This is a genomic window from Paenalcaligenes hominis, from assembly GCF_011927625.1.
Taxonomy (GTDB): domain Bacteria; phylum Pseudomonadota; class Gammaproteobacteria; order Burkholderiales; family Burkholderiaceae_B; genus Paenalcaligenes; species Paenalcaligenes hominis.
Genome location: NZ_JAATIZ010000002.1, coordinates 1 through 19,190 on the forward strand (window position 1 = coordinate 1; position 19,190 = coordinate 19,190).

The window sequence follows — 19,190 nt, forward strand, 5'->3', positions numbered from 1 at the left end:
TCTTGAAGCTCGATAGCGGGGCGAGGTAACTGCCATCGCTCATCGTGGCGAAGCGGGCCAGCCCCAAGTCAATACCCACTGCTGATGTGGCTTGCAGTATGGGCTGCTCCACTTCCCGTTCAGTCTGGATCGAAACGAACCACTTGCCGCCCGATTGGCTGACGGTAGCGTTCTTCACCGTGCCCAATACGTCCCGACTGTTGCGATACCGCAGCCAACCCAGCTTGGGCAGGAAGAGGCGACTGGTGGCCTGATCGAGCTTGATTTGCTTGGCGTCGGGATAACGAAAGCTGTCCCTCTGACCTTTCCTCTTGAAGCGTGGAAAGGCCGCCCGCTTGGCAAAAAAATTCTTGTAGGCCCGCTCCAAGTCCTTGAGCGCATGTTGCAGAGGGTGCACGGGCGCATCGCCCAGCCACGGCGTTTCATCGCCATTGCGCCAGGCCGTCAGGTGCTTGGCCATTGCCACGTAGCCGATGAACTTGCCGCCGGCTTCATGGTTGGCCTTTTGCATCGCCAGCGCCTTGTTATAGACGAAACGGCAGGAACCAGCGAAACGCGCCATTTGGCGCGCTTGCTGGCCGTCTGGCCGAAGTTCGTATTTGAAGGTTTGGATGCGTTGCATGTGAATAGTATAGTGTGGTCTATGAGTAACGACAACGACATTCGCCACGGCAGACATTGCGTTTTCCTGATGCACGTTCACTTGGTCTTTGTCACCAAGTATTGGCGCAACGTCTTCACCAAAGTGATACTGGACGACTTGCGTGGCATCTTCGCCAACTTCGCGGCGCAGCTGTCTGAGTTCGATGGCGAGGATGACCATGTTCACCTGCTGGTGAACTATCCGCCCAAAGGAAGGCTACGCCGCCCACGCTATCCTTCCCCACCCTGAAGGGCGAGGTTTGCCGCGCACTGGATCAAGTCTACCTAGCAATAGTACGGATTTTAAGCAGTACGTGTTGCCATGCAGATTGTCACTTGTACGTTTAGCTTTAGCACTCTAATGCGGCAGCTAAATGCGAGCGTTGATGTGGTTCAGACCAATCTAGCTCGGGCCCTAACGGGATGATCTTGTTCGGATTAATGGTTGGGTGACTGGTGAAATAATGGGCTTTGATGTGATCCCTATTCATGGTCGCAGCAATACTGGGCCATTGGTAAAGCTCTCGGGTGTAAGCCCAGAGATTAGGGTAGTCAATAAGACGCCGTAAATTACATTTAAAATGACTGTAATACACGTCATCAAAACGTACTAGCGTCGTGAATAAGCGCCAGTCGGCCTCGGTGATGTATTCGCCAATTAAATAGCGCTGCTTGGCTAAACGCGCCTCGAGTTCATCCAATGCCTCGAACAGGGCGACAACCTCTTGTTCATACACCGATTGTTCGGTAGCAAAACCTACTTTATACACACCATTATTAATATATTGGTATACAAAAGCATTTATTTCCTCGATTTGCGCGCCGTATTGAACAGGAAAATAATTTCCTTCTTTTGCCCCTAGCTCATTAAAAGCGCAATTAAACATGCGTAAAATTTCTGACGACTCATTACTGACAGGTATGTTTTGTTTAAGATCCCACAATAATGGCACCGTCACTCGACCTGTGTAGTCGGGTTGGGCATGCTGATAGAGCTGATATAAATACTTTGCGTCTAATACTGGGTCTTTAGTTACCCCAGAGGCAGGGCTAAAGGTCCACCCCTCTTCGCCCATATGGGGGTTAACTACCGATACGCTAATACATGGCTCCAAGCCCTTTAATGCCCTAAACACTAATGTACGGTGTGCCCACGGACACGCTAAAGATACATATAAATGATAGCGTCCTACTTCGGCTTTGAACCCCGCCTGACCACTTGGGCCTGCCTCGCCGTCTGCAGTAATCCAATTTCTGAATTGCGCATCAGAGCGCACAAAACGCCCCCCGGTTGAATGCGTATCGTACCACTCGTCTACCCACTGCCCATCGACTAATAACCCCATAATCCACCTCTGGAATAAAACGTTGAATGTGTGATCTTACTTATATTACGCGCTCTAACCTATTTATAGACTTCCCCTACTGTAACTAAGCATTTATGTTTTGCCATCCTAGCCACGATGTGAAAAAAAGCGTTGTCTTTTTCTTTCAAAAAGTGAGCTTTATTTATGAGAAATCCAAGCAATAAAAAATTGCCATCGTTTGTGACTTGATTTTTTTATTCCTAACGTTCTACTTATCAATTCCTGCCCACTTTTTACCAAACATTATTAAAAAAAATGAATTAGTTAGCACCCGTTTACTGCTACGAAAAAAACATAAAAAAAAGAATTAATCACCCGCTCTTTTTAACTAGCAAATAAAATATTATCACCAGGTGGACACCTATAGACCTTCTGTCGCAAATAGTAAATAATAGCGCATCCTAGTTTTTTGATACGCATCAACAGCGTATGTGAGTACGATTAATGTCCAACTTCGTTGATCATTGGTACGCTAGCCTAAATTTACAATTTGGCTTAGACGTAAACGGGCGTTCTGTACTTAATTTACGTGAACATAAAGGGCCCCTACTGGTGCAGCGCACCTTGTATCCCGAAGGGCCACACATTTGCCATGTGGCAATCCTTCATCCCCCCTCTGGTATTGCTGGGGGGGATCATCTCTCTATTCAGGTCACTCTTAGCGATCAAGCGAAGGCCACTCTTTTTGCTCCTGGCGCAACCCGCTGGTATAAGTCCAACGGCAAGCTAGCCTCACAAACCGTTCATATTCGCGTGGCAAAAGGAAGCCGTCTTGATTGGCTACCGCTAGAAAATATTGTGTTCGAACAAGCCAACGCTGCTTCGCGTACGGTTATCGAACTGGAATCCGGGGCAGCGGCAATAGGTTGGGATGCGTTTCAACTTGGGCGCGTCAATAAACCCAACTATTGGGATAACGGCTCTATGCAAACCGAAACACGGCTCAAAGTCGATGGTAAATGGCTATGGATAGATCAAGGCCTAATCCAAGCCGATGACCCCATCCGCTGCAGCACTTCGGGTTTAGCTAATTTTCCAGCCCATGCTGTGCTGTGGTGCTTTGGCCCTACGTTAGCTACGCAGCACTACGAGACACTCAGTCAACAGTTACCGTGGAACGATGGGCTTCGAGCGGCGTCTACGGTAATCCCCTATGACGACCATCAAGCGCTTTATTTGGTGCGCTGTATTGGCGTTCATATGGAAGACATTCGCGCGGTGCTCGAACAAGCGTGGGCCCTGTTGCGTCAGCATGTGCTGCATACCCCCGGTACCCCCCTAAGGCTCTGGGCGACCTAGTTACCTTTTCTTTTCGTTGGGGAACACGATGATTCCCCTGTTATTAAGGAAGTGCATGAAATGGAATTAACACCAAGAGAGAGAGATAAATTACTCATCTTTACTGCCGCACTGTTAGCGGAAAGACGCCGTGCGCGGGGCTTGAAATTAAATTACCCCGAAGCCGTGGCGTTGATTACGGCGGCCATCATGGAGGGCGCTCGAGACGGCAAGACCGTGGCTCAACTAATGAGCGAAGGCAGCCAAATCCTACGACGCGAGGACGTCATGGAAGGCATTCCCGAGATGATTTCCAACATTCAGGTTGAAGCCACTTTCCCTGATGGCACCAAATTAATTACGGTGCATAACCCGATTATTTAACGAATTTAACAAAACAACTACAGGTACTTATTATGAAAAACAATTCAAAAAAAACACAAAGTCTCGCCGCGCTTGCCGCCACGTTGTTGGTTCTATCAACCAGCGCTTATGCCCATCCCGGCCATATTGGTGATCACGATACCTGGCATATGCTCACCCACGGTTTAGAACATCCATTAACGGGCATAGATCACCTTTTAGCCATGTTAGCAGTGGGTATTTGGAGCGCACTCACACATCAATCCGTGCGTGAAGCCATTATGCTGCCTTTTGTTTTTGTGAGCTTATTACTCGTGGGCGCAGTATTAGGCCTGGCCGGTGTGCATTTACCTGCAGTAGAACCCATGATTATGTCTTCTTTACTGGTATTGGGTTTACTCGTAGCAGGCCAAGTCACCATGAAGAGTCAGTATAGTTTTGCTCTTGTCGGGGTATTTGCTTTATTTCATGGCTTAGCGCACGGCATGGAGCTACCCCAAGGTCATGGCGCTACCGCCTTTATTGTGGGCTTTGTTATCAGCACCTTAGCCTTACATTTACTTGGTCTATTCACTGGCTTCAAGCTTAAAGCCCACGGGAAATGGATGTCTCGTTTACTTGGTGCCGGTATTGCAGGTTATGGCGCACTGCTTTTTGTTGGGGCGTAAGGATAGCGCCATGTTGATTCCAGGTGAAATTATTGCAGAGCCGGGCTCCATTACCATTAATGCAGGGCGTGAAACCCAACGTCTTGCGGTCATTAATAATGGTGACAGACCTGTGCAAGTCGGCTCACATTATCATTTTGCCGAGGTCAATGATGCGCTCGAATTCGATCGCGCTTTGGCTCTTGGCTATAGATTAAATATCCCGGCGGGAAACGCGATTCGTTTTGAACCGGGCGTACGCCGCACCATTGAGTTGGTCGCTTTTGCAGGCGACCGTGAAGTCTATGGGTTCCAAGGTAAAGTTATGGGGAAACTCGCATGAGCTCACTCTCTCGTACCGCCTACACTGAGATTTATGGCCCGACTTACGCCGATGGTAAAGGGGATCGCATTCGACTTGCTGATACGCTTCTTTTGGCAGAGGTAGAACACGATCACACTGTTTTTGGTGAAGAAGTTAAGTTCGGTGGTGGTAAAGTGATCCGTGATGGTATGGGCCAAAGTCAGCGTTTAAGCGCTGATTGTGTGGACACGGTTATTACTAATGCGCTAATTATCGACGCCATCACAGGCATCATCAAAGCGGATGTAGGCATCAAAAATGGTTTGATTGCAGGCATTGGTAAAGCAGGCAACCCAGATACCCAGCCTAACGTGACCATTGTTATTGGCGCCTCTACCGAAGTCATTGCCGGCGAGGGCATGATCCTAACAGCTGGCGCTATTGATACCCACATTCACTTTATTTGCCCGCAACAAGTCGAAGAAGCCTTAGCCACTGGTACCACCACAATGATTGGCGGGGGCACGGGGCCGGCTACGGGCTCGTTAGCCACTACCAGCACCCCCGGGCCATGGCATATCGCTACCATGTTCCAGGCCTTAGACGCCTTCCCAATTAATATTGGTCTATTAGGCAAAGGCAGCTCTAGTTCCCACGATGCGCTGCTTGAACAAGTGCGTGCGGGTGCTATGGGTTTAAAAATTCACGAGGACTGGGCCAGCACCCCTGCCACCATTGATGCGTGTTTGACCTTAGCCGATGAGACCGATGTCCAAGTGGCTATCCATAGTGACACGTTGAATGAATCGGGTTTTGCGGAAGACACCTTTGCCGCGTTCAAAGGACGCACGATTCACTCGTTTCACACAGAAGGAGCAGGTGGCGGACACGCACCTGACATTATTCGTGCAGCAGGGATGGCTAATGTTTTACCGGCATCCACTAACCCCACCCTACCCTTTACACACAACACCATTGATGAACACTTAGATATGGTGATGGTGTGTCACCACCTTGACCCTGCTATTGCAGAAGACCTGGCTTTTGCCGAAAGCCGTATTCGTCGTGAGACCATTGCGGCCGAAGACATTCTGCATGACTTAGGCGCCATTTCCATTATGAGCTCAGACTCTCAAGCCATGGGGCGCGTCGGCGAAGTGGTGCTCCGTACTTGGCAAACGGCTCACAAAATGAAACTGCAACGCGGCCCTTTAGCTGAAGACTCTGAACGTGCCGATAACGAACGGATCAAGCGCTATATTGCCAAATACACCATTAACCCCGCTTTAGCGCATGGGATTGCCCACTTGGTCGGATCCATTGAAGTAGGCAAAGTGGCTGATTTAGTGCTGTGGCGCCCCGCTTTTTTTGGTGTCAAAACCAACATGGTCTTAAAAAGCGGCATGGTAGTGTGCGCCAGCATTGGCGATATGGGGGCTTCCATTTCTACGCCTCAACCCGTGCAAATCCGCCCTATGTGGGGCAGCTACGGTAAAGCGCTCCATACCTCTATTAACTTTGTGTCCCAATTAAGCCTCAGCAATCCTGACCTAATCGGCTTAGGGTTAACAAAACGCCTTGAAGCAGTGAAAGGCTGTAGAACCGTGACTAAGCACGATATGGTGCGCAACCATTGGTTACCCACTATCTCTGTTGACCCAGAAACCTATCAGGTTTACGCCGATGGCGAATTACTTGATTGTGAGGCAGTCAGTGAGCTTCCTATGGCACAACGGTATTTTTTATTTTAATTATGCAAATAGCTGATACTTTTATACGAAATAACGCCGCCGCCGACCTTCATTTAGACGGCTGCCCCACCGTGACCCTTAGCTTAGCGCAGCGTAGACGCAGTCGCCAGCGTTTACAGCTAGACAATGGCACCGACATAGGCATGGCCATTGAACGTGGTCAAACCTTACGTCATCACGATGTGTTGGTCACCGATCAAAATCAATATATTCGGGTTCTAGCCGCCTTAGAACAGGTCGTGCGCGTCAGAGCCGCTTCACCGTGGCAACTTGCACGGGCGGCGTATCACTTAGGCAATCGTCATATTCTTTTAGAAATTGGCGACGGCTTTTTGCAATTTGAATACGATCCCGTACTGATAGATATGCTAGAGCAAATTGGCGACCTCACCATAGAAACTGTAGCGGCAATTTTTGAGCCAGATGTGGGGGCTTATGGCGGAGGGCACCGTCATGGTCACGATGAAAGCTTTGACGAGGATTATGCGTTAGCCCAAGCCGCTTTCCATCACCATGAAGCAACGCATGATCACGACTCTACTCATAGCCATAGCCATAGCCATAGCCATAGTCATAACCATGCACATTTTCACCCGCATCATCACGAGGGACACACTCACCCTATGCATGATTCCACTTCGCTTGATGGGGCGCAGGACAAGACCCCATGAACTCTGCCCGTGCTTTAGCTCTTGACCCTTACCAAATCACCCGTTTGCTGCACCTGTCCTCACCGGCCTTGCCGATAGGTGGGTTCAGCTACTCACAAGGGCTCGAGGCCGCGGTTGAGTTACAGCTTATTCACGATGAGCCAACTGCGCTGCACTGGATTGAGCAACAATTGCAAATGGTAATAGCACGCACCGAAGCACCGCTTTGGTGCCTCATGTATCAGGCTTGGCAAGCTCAGGATTGGCCCGCATTAGATGAATGGAATCAATGGTTTTATGCGTCACGCGAATCCCAAGAGCTACGCCAAGAAACCAAGCAAATGGGCTTATCCCTGTATAAACTCGTGCAAGCGCTTAATTGGGGTCAGGCCCCAGCAGTAGCGCAACTTAGCCAGCTTGACCCATTGACCTTACCCTGCGTGCATGCATTTGTCTGCGTTAGCGCATGCTTACCTCTAGAGGTGGCGCTCAGTGCGTATTTATTTACTTGGTTAGAAAACCAAGTCGCCGCTGCCATTAAAAGCGTGCCGCTAGGTCAACTTGCTGGTCAACGCATTCTTAGGCAGGTCATGCAACACATACCAGCCATTCAACAAGAAGCCATTGCATGCAGCGCTGCATCACCACCGCAACTTAATGCGTTTGCGCCGCAGTATGCCATTGTGGCCTCTAGGCATGAAACCCAGTTTTCACGCTTATTTCGTTCTTAATTTTTATCGACGCATACTATGCATAAAAACTCTGTTCCCTTACGCAGTAAATCACTGCCTCCACTACGCGTTGGCGTAGGCGGCCCTGTCGGTTCAGGTAAAACCACCCTACTCGAGATGCTATGTAAAGCCATGCATCCCGAATTAGACTTAATTGCCATCACCAACGACATCTACACCAAAGAAGACCAACGCCTACTGACTCTTTCTGGTGCACTGCCGGCAGAACGGATCTTAGGTGTGGAAACAGGCGGCTGCCCCCACACCGCTATTCGTGAGGACGCTTCCATTAATCTCACAGCAATTGATCAAATGCTCGAGAAGTTTCCAAATGCGGATATTGTGTTTATTGAGTCGGGCGGCGATAACCTGGCTGCGACGTTTAGCCCCGAGCTGTCTGATTTAACCATCTACGTGATTGACGTTGCCAGCGGTGAAAAAATCCCTCGCAAAGGGGGCCCAGGCATTACCAAATCTGATCTTTTTATTATTAACAAAACAGATCTAGCACCCTATGTGGGGGCCAACCTTTCCATTATGGAATCCGACACGCAGCATATGCGCAATGGTAAACCTTTTTTTATGTGTAATTTAAAAAACGGCGAAGGCGTAGCAGAAGTGGTGAATTTTCTTAAAAAAGAAGGACTTTTCCGTAGCTAGCCTTACCAAAATGCGCGTAAAGCCTCGTCGTTTAGGACGGAAAGGATGGCAAAGTAAACCCAGCACTGCATACGCAGTGCTTTTTTATTGTTTAGGAAAGCCTTCGATGACTCAATACAAATGATCATAGCTACCCTAACCGAGACCAAAGAACGAAACATAAAAGCAGGCAGCAAGCCTGTAGCGTACGGTAGCGTAAAAGAACTCACCCTACATCCAAGCTCAACTAATGGATCAGGAAAATGGGTGTTACGTTACACAAGCCCAGTTACTCAAAAACGCCGCAATGCAGGACTCGGAACTTATCCCGCTGTCAGTATTGCTCAAGCAGCTAAACTTGCTCTAGAAATGCAGGAGCAAATCCAACAAGGCCTTGACCCACTAGAAGAAAAGAAAAAAATCCAAGAAATACAGCAAACACCCACCTTTGAGTCTGCCGCATACACTGTTCACAAAGAACAAAGCCCTGCTTGGAAACACAGCAAGCATATCAACCAATGGATCAACACTCTCAAAGACTATGCTTTCCCAACACTAGGCAATCTAAAACTCGATGCCATAGAGCCACGACACATCGCCACCGCACTACGTCCTATATGGCTCGATAAACCAGAAACAGCGAGACGAGTTAAACAGCGCATTCATGCCGTCTTAAAATGGGGATGGGCACATGGGTTTTGCATTTCAAACCCTGCTGATGTCGTAGACTCCCTACTTCCCCCACAGCCCAGCAAAAGCACAAGCACTGAGCACCATCTAGCAATGGACTGGCGAGAGATTCCAAAGTTTGTTCAAATCCACGTCACCATAAAAGACAAAAGTAACGTCACCCGTTCGCTCTTAGAGTTTGTCATCTTAACGGCTTGCCGGTCAGGGGAAGCTAGAGGCGCTAGATGGACTGAAATAGACTGGGAGAATCAGGTCTGGGAAATACCTGCCGAGCGTATGAAAATGAAAACACCTCACCGTGTTCCTCTAAACAGCCGAGCAGTAGAGATCTTGCACAATCAAAGGGGGCTACACCCAGAACTTATCTTTCCTTCACCGAGAGCTGGTAAAGAGTTATCAGATATGGCTCTTACCAAATACTTACGTGATGTTGACGCTCCTAGTACAACTAAAGACCGCCCAGCTACCGCTCACGGATTTAGATCCAGCTTTAGAGATTGGTGTAGTGAACACGGCTATGCTAGAGACTTAGCAGAACGAGCTTTAGCTCACACAGTACAAAACAAGGTCGAGGCTGCCTATCACCGCACAGATTTATTAGAGCAAAGACGACCGATGATGCAAGACTGGTGTGACTTTGTGTGCAGCGTCTCAAAAGCTGATAAAAATACTGATCTCGACCTAAAGAGAAGTTTTTTGGCTAGCTTAGGAAGATAATAAAGACTTCCTATTAACCATTTATAGCTATTGGTGTAGAGATTTGATTTTCGATTGGAGTGTACAAGTCAACGTCTACTTCAGGCACTCTAATTGAAACAATCAGCGAATAACGTACCGACTGATCATACCGCTCAAGCCTAGGTCTGCTTTTCCACCAGCCTGAAGACGGATAAATAGCAATTGCACCTCGACTAGCTAAATCAGCAGCAGTTCCTTTCCAAATATCAGAATGTATTGACCCTCTATGCCTTCCCGAAGGACCGACCAGCCAAGCACTATCACTATCTCTACTAGAAAAGTACTCTTCGTTGTCTCGTGCTTTTCTATTAATACGAGATCGAAAAGAGCTTTCACTTTCCACAGGGCGTTTCACATCAAACCTCAATCCATGTGACTCGTAACGATAACGTGAGGTAACACCACGAGCTGACGGATTAGGCTCGATGAAATAGGAAAGAGTCACTCTCATTTCCACCTCAGCTGAGCCCAAAGACTGCAACTCCTCGAGAGGCCAAGGTAAGGCATGAAGATTCATCTCGTTATACGTTGGTTCTTTACTACCTTCACGTTTAAAAGGATACAAAGAGTCTTCACATATCAAAGTCAATGAGTTACTCAAACTCCATAGAGCCCGTTCAAGGCTGGGCACACCAAATCCACAATGACGTATTAGCCGAGTAACACTCGCTTTACTTGGCTGTCCTCTATCACTTAAAAACTCTGCTTTCATAGTTGGAGTCCATTCAGCAGAATGAACGATCAAGCCACGAACTGTTTCTGGCCAAAGCTGAGAATAATGAGCCATTATCTGCGCTGCCATTCGCGCAGCGGCTGATGTTGCCGCGCTAGTTGCATTCGCCGTTGAAAAAAGCCGTTTATTAATCTCAGAATGAGTGGTTAATAAACTAAGAGAGGGGAACCATGATGCACTCAAGCTATCTTTAGCTGCATTTCCCCCCTCAAATACAACATCTGGCTTTAAGGGCCAATGTGAAACCCAAGTTTGAGAGGTTGTGCTAAATGGACTTAACCCACCCTCTGGCGCAATAGGCTGATACCCCTTAGCATCCGGCTCTGTGATCGCCACTAAATCTGTCATAGCGCCTACCGTCAAAGCATTCCAAGCCTGAGCAGGATCATGGACACTATCTGTTTCATTGCTTGCTGGATATTCCAACCAAGCATTTTGGTCTTCTATATTTCCAGCAGAAATGATGAATAGACTTTGGGGGAAATCCAACTCACCACCACCAAACACTAATCGGTCTATACTTGCTGACCATGCTGAAGGCCGACCTCGGTCACGATTATCCCTAGCAGTTACAGCCATGCTAAATAAGCGCTTACGATTAGGTGCTGTAATTCTAGGCCTTGATACTGCCTCTAGCGTTAAATAACCATGATGTACAGCATCATTCCCATTCGACCCCACAGTCGGAAGAAGCTTAACGGACTCTAAGCGATGCCCTATTACAATAGACTCATCTGTTGCTAATGCTGCGCTTAGATCACCAAATAACGCAACCCCAGCCATGCTAGTGCCATGCCCATTTTGATCATTAACCCCCCAGCTCGGCTCTACTGTGTGTAAGTCATTAGGGGCTAGCAACGACTTCAAAAGTGGATGGCCATTGTTAACACCTGTATCAAGTAAACAAACATAAGGGACATCATCCTCTTCCAGAGTAACTTTTAAGCGGGAACTTAACTCTTCTACCCATCCATGTTGTTCCCTAGGCGCAATCGAGTCAAAAAATTCAGCCGTTTCCTTTGCTATACGTAGTTCCGCAATACTATTAAGTATTAAGGTCGAGCTCTTCATCTGACTTAAAGAGCCATACATCTGTAACACAACTCGCTCAGGAAACCTTAACTCACCCTTAACTACCTTAAACCCTAATCTTTCTGCTGTCTCACGAAACCTTTGAACTATATCGTAGCCATCACTCTTTCTAGGCAACCATACTTCCCACCAAATCTCCTCATCATCTAATGCTGGCATCAAGTCCGACACATCAGTCCATAAGGCTTTTACAGTAGCAGCTCGTATATCTTTTATCGTGTTCAATAAGTTGCTATATTTAGGGCCTTTTTTACTATCCTTACTACTATCCAAATAAGAGTTAATCTGTTTTTCAAAGATATCAAGCTTTCCATCTGGTACAAAAACAGTAGCAAAAGTCTTCCCTTCACCATCAAAGCGAACATTTCGCAACTCAATACCTGACCTATCTTTATCTAAGGACTCGACAGCAAGACTTACCTCTGAAAAACTTTCAAACTCAATCTGCAACCCCAATCCTTCCTCAACCCTAGCTTCTTTCTGTTGTTGAGCGCTTTCTGAAAGCGTTTCTTTTAACTGCTGTACCTGCTTTAATAAATGAGCGCCATGACTTTTTCGATTAGGAGTAAACGCCTGAATATTCTCCCCTATAGCTCTAGAAGGCATAGCGAACTCTTCTGCGATGCCTGTATTAGATAAAATAAAATGTAGACGTTTTTCTTGACTCATCTCTGTCACGACTCCTCCTTATTTAATTATTTTTATAACTCAAGCGCACCGCAAGTCTTCGTCTCTCTTCTATCGCAAGACTGACATCCTTCTCCCGAACTAAGTCTCTACCCTCCATTAACGCTGTTTTTAATACCTCATCTGAAGCCCTAGTTAATTCCGCATAGCTAAGCCCTGAAGCTTTTTTTGCCAAACGCTTCCATGAGATATTTTTAATAGATATATGTGAGAGTCTCCCTTTTAGGGTATTGGCAATACTCTCTTCATCAGGTAGTTCATAATGCAGCAAATCATCAAAGCGTCGAAAAAGGGCTGGATCCAAAATCTCAGGATGATTAGTAGCACCAATAATTAGGCTATGAGAGTCATCTTGCTCAATCATTTGCAAGAAACTATTCAAAATACGCCTAACCTCGCCAACATCATTAGCTAGCCCACGTTGTGACCCGATCGCATCAAACTCATCGAAGAAATAAACGCCCCTAGTCTGTTGTGTCGATTCAAAAATTTGACGAAGTTTAGCCGCCGTCTCACCCATAAATTTCGTGATTAAACCATCCAAACGAACCTCAAGTAGTGGCAGCCCAAGCTCACTAGCCAGAACAGAAGCCGTCATCGTCTTACCTGTTCCTGGAGGCCCAACTAACAATAGCTTTCGTCGAGGCTGTAAACCATGGGATAAAATCTCTGCTGCATGACGCTGCTCAAGAATAATGCGCTTCAGCTGCAACTCAAGCTCGGTACTTAATACCATATCTACAAGTCGAGACTTTGGATAACTAACTGTTAGTAAATCAGCTAACTCACCTCGTGGCCTACTAATGGGGAGAACTTTCTTCTTCGGTGTAATTAAATGTCGCGCTTTCGCTCGATCAAGTAAATCACGCAACTCCTCGGCAAGTCTGCCATGTCCCTGTTTGGCTTCATTAGCCGCAACCTGCATAGCCACGGAGTAAAAGCGCGCATCATCCCCCTCCAGATGCGACTGGAACAGGGCTTTAAGTTGACTTGCATTGGCCATTAGACTCACCTCCATGTAGAAATAAAATTATAGCCTAGAAGCTTTACTTACCCTAAAGAAGAGGCAAAAGACCGCTATTAACGTTATTTTTGTAGCAGTTCTTATACAGACCTCCTTTGCATAACCCAACTCATTAACTACACCCTCTCACCAAAAACAAGCACCCAACTATTTTTGCAATCCAAATTTTTTCATTGATATATCACCTTAATGAATCCGGCAGAGCATGAACTCTGCCTTTTTGTTTTCGTTAAGGAAATCCTCATGTCCTCTTCACTTCAATGCCCACGTTGTTTTTCTAAACGGGTCTTAACTAAACACACAGGCCGTAAGGTGGGCGCTAGTATCGGCGCTGTTGCTGGTTTTGGCTCTGCGCTAGGTAGTGCCGCCAGTGGAGCGGCTACCGGCGCTTCCTTTGCCGTGCAACACTTCTCAGACAAAACCCTATCCCCTCAAACCATCCTAAGCGCCATTGTGGGTGGCTTAGTCGGTGGCGTCGCGGGTTGTGCGGCAGGTGCAGCCTTTGGGATGCGTTAGATCAAACCCATACCGGACATCGGGTACGCCGTATTAATGCGGTGCTACAGCATCTTGAGCTCCCTTGGATGCTTGCTAACATTGACCGTGAAGTTCTTGGTACAAAAGAGGTGGATATTCTTGAGTGCAAGACAGCAGGTGAATACGGTGCACGGCTTTGGCGTGACGGTGTACCGGAGTACGTGCAAATTCAAGTACAGCATCACCTAGCTGTCACAGGTAAACAGGCAGCGGGTGTGGCGGTCTTTATCTGTGGTTAGGATTTACAGATTCACCGCATTCACAGAGACGAGGCGTTAATCGCTCGACTGCATTATTACCATGCAGTATCCGGTGGGTTATTGGCGTGCATACCATTAGAGCTCAAGTTACGAGGCAAGAGCACCACTCAAAGCTTTAAGTCAGCGATCTACTACGTGGACATGACAGTGCGAGATGGACTGAGCCTTGAAGAGGCTATTCAACAAGCCAAAGCCTTACACCAACAACGCCTGAGTGCAGGCTACGATCAAGTCGCTTTAGATCGAGCGGCTAGATTAGGTTTTGCCAATGGCGCATTTGAGGATAATGAAGACGATGCAATGGAAGTCATTGAAGAGTTTTATCCAGAGACCCAAGCGTCTAACATCCCTTCTACTTCTCACTCTCTAGTAGAAAAGCTAGACCAACGAGCTAGCGCTTAATCCCTCTTATTTACACAGCATACAAGCCACCTGAACGGGTGGCTTTTTTACGTCTAAAGGAAACCATTATGCGTTATCACAAAATGAAAGTGTGTTCTGAGTCCGGTCTTTACTTGATGGAGTCCACCGTCTTATCCGAGGCGGACATTCTCACGATAGCTAATCAACTCTCTAGAAAGCGTTTAAGCAAAGGCCGTAGCATTTGCAGCCCTCAAGCCGTCAAAAATTACTACAAGACTACGAGCACGAAGTGTTTGCCGTACTCTTGTTGGATGCTAAGCATAAGGCGTTAGCGTTGGTGGATGTGAGGGTGCTGGATCACATTGTGGTCGGGGCTAAGGGGGGTGAGTCGTTGGCTGAGAGCGGCGCTATTTAGAACGTTATATAAGTAAACAATGAAGATTTGCCTTGGCTGTCTGGCTACTGCTAGTAACAGCTAAACTATTTCTAATCAAGCTCTCCTGCCCGCAGTCTTTCAATTAAGCTTAAAACAACGTTTAACTGACGAGCATTTTTAACCCTAGAAGCTGGCCGCAACATTGAAATATACTTATTTGGAGTGTGCATCCATTCAGAAGCCTTAAATCTGTCACCTTTGAATAAACTTGTTGCGGCCTGCTCAATCTGATTTAAACGTTCAGTTTCTAAAAATTCTTTTTGCTCAATCTTATCTTTATTTGAGGAAACCTCCTTTGGAATAAGAAAAGCCCCTGTCATATTTTCAGCTGTACCCAAAGCAATAAATCCATGCTTATCTGATAAGTGCCGAGCTAGAGCAAGTAAACTAGCTCCTTTATAAGAGCACCAGTTACATTTAAAAATCTTCGCTTTAAGATTTGGTTCAGCCCCCTTCTTCGCTATATTTTCTTCATTAAGAGCGGGAGACTGATAGACGGGTTCTTTTTTTTGACTTATAGATGTTTGCTGGAAACTTGCAAAAACGCCCTCACTTAACGCAGCTTCCTTACTCACATACGCTTTTATATTAACGATAGTCCAACTATTAAGTGGCGGATCATAAAAAAGGATAGATACTAAAAAAGTATCTGGCTGATCTGTATTTTTATAGCGCACTATATCTGCCATAACTGGCTTATGTGACAAAAAATAGAGCTGATGGGAAGTACCATCATGCTTACCTTTTATTGAATAAAGCGTTTTATCGGCTTGACTACTAGTAATAGATACTGCGGACAAGGATCCCCACCCATTCTTATGCCATAAGATGCCCTCATTGCTTTCTTTCAGTGCCCCGTGATAAGTGCAGGGATGCTTGGGCCATGGAGGACCGAGCTCATCAAAAAAAATTCTTCCCCCATAGGGAGACTCATAAAAATAAACAGCATCTCCGCACACAGGACAAAAGGCATTGGGATTCGTATAACCACCAGCAACAGACTCTACTGTAGCCTCTTGATACCCTAGCTCGCGTTTTGCTGTCTTATTAAAAAGCCAACTCCCTCTATTAGTAGACCCATGCCAAACCCCTCCCCACCCGCAATCGCAATCTGGTGAATGATTCCACGCATTACACCCCATTCTCACCCCCCTATAAATATCAGAAAAAGATAAGCAGCTTTTAATCGATCTATTCCTTTACTCAGCAATAGCTTTCAATAAAAAACTCATGAGTAAAATTAACAACTCAAGCAACTCTAAATATCCAATTCAGGCAATCCTCTCACGATACTCATTGTCTCCAAACTAACCGTAATCACACGCTGCAATAGCTCCAACGGATAGCGTGGATTACCCATCGTCTCAATGGCCCAGTCATTAGCATCGTTCACAATACCCGATGCCTTATGAGTCGTCACCGCTTGACGCTCCATCACCCAAGCAATAGCAGACCTACCATTGACCACATAGTCATACGCCTCTAAAGGTATTTCAGACAAGGTGATCTTATTGTTGTAAATGATCTTACTCAGGTCATTTACACTCTTACCCGTTTCCTCATCTTTTTTCTTTGGATGCTTCATTTTAGTGACATAAAAATCTTCGTCTGTTGCACCAATGAAATCTGTTCCGCTATGCTGGAGCTTACCTGTAAAGACCATAGGGTATTTATCTACGGTTTCATAGTTCAAGTGCAAGTCAGCGAGCTTACGACCTGCCTGCTCAAAGGCTTTAAAGTCCTCAAATGTTTTAACACGGGGGATACGCGGTAGCTCTTTGCTCAAGTTATTACCAAAACGACCCCGATAATCTTCGCTGTGTAAGATACCGTAGACATAATAGAACAGGTCTTCTTTACCAATCGTCTGATTTGGGTACGCCTCTTGGAAGTGCGCTAAGCCTTCGTCAGTGATGGCATCACGGCGTTTTAATTGACCTGATACTTCCTGCTCACTAAATAGGTCATCTTGGTCACTAACTACGCTTTAAGCCTGCTCCTCATAGAGGTATAAGGGGAAACACTGCGCACCTGCTTCCATTGAGTTTAGATCAGGGATTATCGAACTAATGGTAGCACTAAACTCTTTTGCCCCACGAGCTGTAACCATAATTACCAAATTTTCAGCCTCAGAATTTGGAAAGATACGAGGCATTTGAAGCACCATTTCATTAAGCTGACTATTAAAATAAAGCCATTGTTTAGTAAATGGTCGGTAAAGTGACTGCTGTAAATGATGAGCATCAAATTGTAACTGAATATTTTTACAAAATCTTGCTTCAAACCGCGTGTCCAACTAATTTTTGTCGGATCATTGGTTACAAAACTATCAATCGCCGCTCGCCTAGAGCTCCTATCTAAATTTTGATGAACTACATTAAATCTATTCAACTCTTCGTTGTAGTTAGCAATCATTCGACGTATATTGTCCGTCATTTTCACTTGACTGGAGTTATAGACCCACGCATCACGATTAGTAGCGACACCTAAGGAAAAATTATCAAATAGCCTTAACTGTGGCTCTCGGCCCTTATCCCCTAAAACGATATACTCACCAAAGCTATCATCCCTCTGGCTCAACCAATCACCATGCTCATCAGGAGTGATAACTTTCCACTCAGAGATCTCTTCCATGCTCTTTTGCATCGGGATTTTTCACTAACACAGAAATAGCAATGGGGGCACGACTGCCGGAGTCAAAAATTTTACCTCCTTCTTTGCGTGATAACTCACCCGATGTACGCTGATTCCCCCTCAAGTGAAACACATACAGATTGCTAAACTCTTCAGCTAAACACTTGCGCATTCCATCTGCCGTGTTAGTTTCAAGGAACCCACCATTGGTTACAAAGCCAATCACCCCTTGATCCCCAATGCGATCAGATGCCCAACGAATAGCTCGTATGTAACTGTCATACATCCCTTTAGATAAAGCGGCGTTAGATTGTGCAACATACGTTTGCTCAAGTCCCTTATCTAACTCAGGGTAAGACAAGTTAGCATTGTTATCATTAGCACTTCCTTGTCCTATAGAGTACGGCGGATTACCAATAATGACCCGAATATCCAGCTGCTTCTGACGCTTACGTCTGGCGCTGTTTTCTTCTAGCAGTTGATCCACTAGATCTTCGGACTCGTACATCTGGAAGGTGTCAGTTAAGCAAATGCCCTCAAACGGCACATAGGCCACATCTGTGATGTCCGCTTCATCTTCTTTGCCCGTTATATTTCCAGACAAAATACCGTGATAGGTCGCTTCAATATTGATGGCGGCAATGTAGTACGCCAAAAGTACAATCTCATTAGCGTGGATTTCGTTCTTGAATTTGTACGGCAGCTTATCGGCTGGAATAATACCGCTTTGTAGAAGACGCGTAATAAATGTACCTGTGCCCGTAAAGGGGTCAATGATGTGAACGTTTTCATCCGCTAAGCTGGAGTTAAACTCTTTACGCATCACGTCTTCGACACTGTGAATGATGAAGTCCATCACTTCTACTGGCGTGTACACAATCCCCAAACGATCCGTCATACGAGGAAAGGCTTTACGGAAAAACTTATCATACAGCTCAACAATAATGCGCTGCTTTCCTTCGGCACTTTCAATGCCCTCTGCACGCATCTGTACCGACTGGTAGAACGACTGGAGCGTGTCTGCCTCCTTGTCTATATGGTGCGCTTCTAACGCCGTCACAACGGCCTGCATCGCCTTCGACATGGGGTTATGCTCAGTGAAGTTATACCCTTTGAAGAGCGCATCAAAGACTGGCTTTGTGATCAGGTGTTGAGCTAGCATCTCCACAATTTCATCATCACTGATCGAGTGGTTTAAGTCATCATGTAACTCACTGGCAAACGCATCAAAGGCCGCTCGCTCTGTTATGTTCTCAGGATTTTCTAAAATCCCCTTAATCCGATCAATGTGGGTATTAGCGATCTTGGCGATGTCTTCTACCCACTCTTCCCAATGCAGACGGTTTCCTACCTTTTCTACCAGCTTGGCATAAATCGCACGTTCAATTTCCCCAATCTCAAACTGAAGGCTAGTCTGCTCTTGTGTAGGATATTTAGTTACAGGCTCTCCTAAGCTATGCTGCCCTTTGCCTGTTCGCTTCTTTTTTTCTTTGCTTGAGGTTCTACTGCGTTTTTGTACCTTATCGGTGATGGCGATCACTTCCATCTTGCTGCGATCTTGCCCAATCAACTCAAGCTTATTGACCATCGCATCAAAGCGGTCATCATGCGAGCGCAGAGCTTG

General features: G+C 46.4%; 17 protein-coding genes and 4 pseudogenes. 14 read left to right on the top strand and 7 right to left on the bottom strand.

What is annotated here, in order from left to right; all coding sequences use genetic code 11:
- The coding region (locus GGR41_RS04030; protein WP_167660790.1) for an RNA-guided endonuclease InsQ/TnpB family protein at positions 1-622 on the bottom strand (622 nt) is incomplete at its 3' end.
- Between the two features lie 21 nt (positions 623-643).
- On the opposite strand from GGR41_RS04030, the pseudogene tnpA reads away from it, so the two are divergent.
- A pseudogene (gene tnpA, locus GGR41_RS04035) lies at positions 644-853 on the top strand (IS200/IS605 family transposase); the annotation flags it as partial.
- A gap of 139 nt (positions 854-992) precedes the next feature.
- Here the strand turns inward: tnpA and GGR41_RS04040 are convergent.
- Positions 993-1,988 carry a glutathione S-transferase family protein gene (locus GGR41_RS04040; RefSeq protein ID WP_167660791.1) on the bottom strand — a complete coding sequence of 332 codons (996 nt, stop codon included), beginning with the start codon at positions 1,986-1,988 and terminating at the stop codon, positions 993-995.
- Between the two features lie 465 nt (positions 1,989-2,453).
- Between GGR41_RS04040 and GGR41_RS04045 the strand changes: the two genes are divergently transcribed.
- The 9 genes from GGR41_RS04045 to GGR41_RS04085 all read left to right on the top strand — a co-directional run bounded on the left by GGR41_RS04045 (position 2,454) and on the right by GGR41_RS04085 (position 9,779).
- Positions 2,454-3,308 (top strand): urease accessory protein UreD, encoded by an 855-nt coding sequence (locus GGR41_RS04045; RefSeq protein WP_167660792.1) that lies wholly within the window; start codon positions 2,454-2,456, stop codon positions 3,306-3,308.
- 60 nt (positions 3,309-3,368) lie between these two features.
- Complete coding sequence (locus GGR41_RS04050) at positions 3,369-3,671, top strand: urease subunit gamma (protein ID WP_077734751.1); 303 nt, start codon at positions 3,369-3,371, stop codon at positions 3,669-3,671.
- Between the two features lie 32 nt (positions 3,672-3,703).
- Positions 3,704-4,318 carry a HupE/UreJ family protein gene (locus GGR41_RS04055; RefSeq protein ID WP_167660793.1) on the top strand — a complete coding sequence of 205 codons (615 nt, stop codon included), beginning with the start codon at positions 3,704-3,706 and terminating at the stop codon, positions 4,316-4,318.
- Between the two features lie 13 nt (positions 4,319-4,331).
- Positions 4,332-4,640, top strand: a complete 309-nt coding sequence (locus GGR41_RS04060) for an urease subunit beta (RefSeq protein ID WP_167661240.1) — start codon at positions 4,332-4,334, stop codon at positions 4,638-4,640.
- Complete coding sequence (ureC, locus tag GGR41_RS04065) at positions 4,637-6,352, top strand: urease subunit alpha (protein WP_167660794.1); 1,716 nt, start codon at positions 4,637-4,639, stop codon at positions 6,350-6,352. The genes GGR41_RS04060 and ureC overlap by 4 nt, the downstream gene beginning before the upstream one ends.
- Positions 6,353-6,354: 2 nt before the next feature.
- Complete coding sequence (gene ureE, locus GGR41_RS04070; RefSeq protein WP_167660795.1) at positions 6,355-7,023, top strand: urease accessory protein UreE; 669 nt, start codon at positions 6,355-6,357, stop codon at positions 7,021-7,023.
- Complete coding sequence (locus tag GGR41_RS04075; protein ID WP_167660796.1) at positions 7,020-7,733, top strand: urease accessory protein UreF; 714 nt, start codon at positions 7,020-7,022, stop codon at positions 7,731-7,733. Before ureE ends, GGR41_RS04075 begins: the two co-directional genes overlap by 4 nt.
- A gap of 18 nt (positions 7,734-7,751) precedes the next feature.
- A complete protein-coding gene (ureG, locus tag GGR41_RS04080) occupies positions 7,752-8,393 on the top strand; it encodes an urease accessory protein UreG (protein ID WP_167660797.1) in 642 nt (213 codons plus the stop codon).
- A 120-nt stretch (positions 8,394-8,513) separates the two neighbouring features.
- Positions 8,514-9,779, top strand: a complete 1,266-nt coding sequence (locus GGR41_RS04085; protein ID WP_209279744.1) for a tyrosine-type recombinase/integrase — start codon at positions 8,514-8,516, stop codon at positions 9,777-9,779.
- Positions 9,780-9,792: 13 nt separating this feature from the next.
- On the opposite strand, the gene GGR41_RS04090 is transcribed toward GGR41_RS04085, so the two are convergent.
- Positions 9,793-12,294 (bottom strand): S8 family peptidase, encoded by a 2,502-nt coding sequence (locus tag GGR41_RS04090; RefSeq protein WP_229711070.1) that lies wholly within the window; start codon positions 12,292-12,294, stop codon positions 9,793-9,795.
- A 22-nt stretch (positions 12,295-12,316) separates the two neighbouring features.
- Positions 12,317-13,315: an AAA family ATPase gene (locus GGR41_RS04095; protein WP_167660798.1), complete on the bottom strand. Its 999-nt coding sequence runs from the start codon at positions 13,313-13,315 to the stop codon at positions 12,317-12,319.
- A gap of 264 nt (positions 13,316-13,579) precedes the next feature.
- On the opposite strand from GGR41_RS04095, the gene GGR41_RS04100 reads away from it, so the two are divergent.
- From GGR41_RS04100 to GGR41_RS13030, 4 genes and pseudogenes are all read left to right on the top strand, one after another.
- Positions 13,580-13,852: a hypothetical protein gene (locus GGR41_RS04100; protein WP_167660799.1), complete on the top strand. Its 273-nt coding sequence runs from the start codon at positions 13,580-13,582 to the stop codon at positions 13,850-13,852.
- 11 nt (positions 13,853-13,863) lie between these two features.
- A pseudogene (locus GGR41_RS04105) lies at positions 13,864-14,109 on the top strand (lambda-exonuclease family protein); the annotation flags it as partial.
- Positions 14,110-14,148: 39 nt separating this feature from the next.
- Positions 14,149-14,535: pseudogene (locus tag GGR41_RS13025) on the top strand (recombination directionality factor); the annotation flags it as partial.
- A 202-nt stretch (positions 14,536-14,737) separates the two neighbouring features.
- Entirely contained in the window at positions 14,738-14,911 is a 174-nt protein-coding gene (locus GGR41_RS13030; RefSeq protein ID WP_209279746.1) for a Mov34/MPN/PAD-1 family protein, read from the top strand.
- Positions 14,912-14,982: 71 nt separating this feature from the next.
- Here GGR41_RS13030 and GGR41_RS04120 read toward each other — a convergent pair whose 3' ends face one another.
- The 3 genes and pseudogenes from GGR41_RS04120 to GGR41_RS13090 form a co-directional block, all read right to left on the bottom strand.
- Positions 14,983-16,074 carry an MbcA/ParS/Xre antitoxin family protein gene (locus GGR41_RS04120; protein ID WP_167660800.1) on the bottom strand — a complete coding sequence of 364 codons (1,092 nt, stop codon included), beginning with the start codon at positions 16,072-16,074 and terminating at the stop codon, positions 14,983-14,985.
- Positions 16,075-16,190: 116 nt separating this feature from the next.
- Positions 16,191-17,578: pseudogene (locus GGR41_RS13080) on the bottom strand (type ISP restriction/modification enzyme).
- Positions 17,550-19,154, bottom strand: a complete 1,605-nt coding sequence (locus GGR41_RS13090; protein ID WP_229711068.1) for an Eco57I restriction-modification methylase domain-containing protein — start codon at positions 19,152-19,154, stop codon at positions 17,550-17,552. The pseudogene GGR41_RS13080 and the gene GGR41_RS13090 overlap by 29 nt, the downstream one beginning before the upstream one ends.
- Positions 19,155-19,190 lie beyond the last annotated feature (36 nt).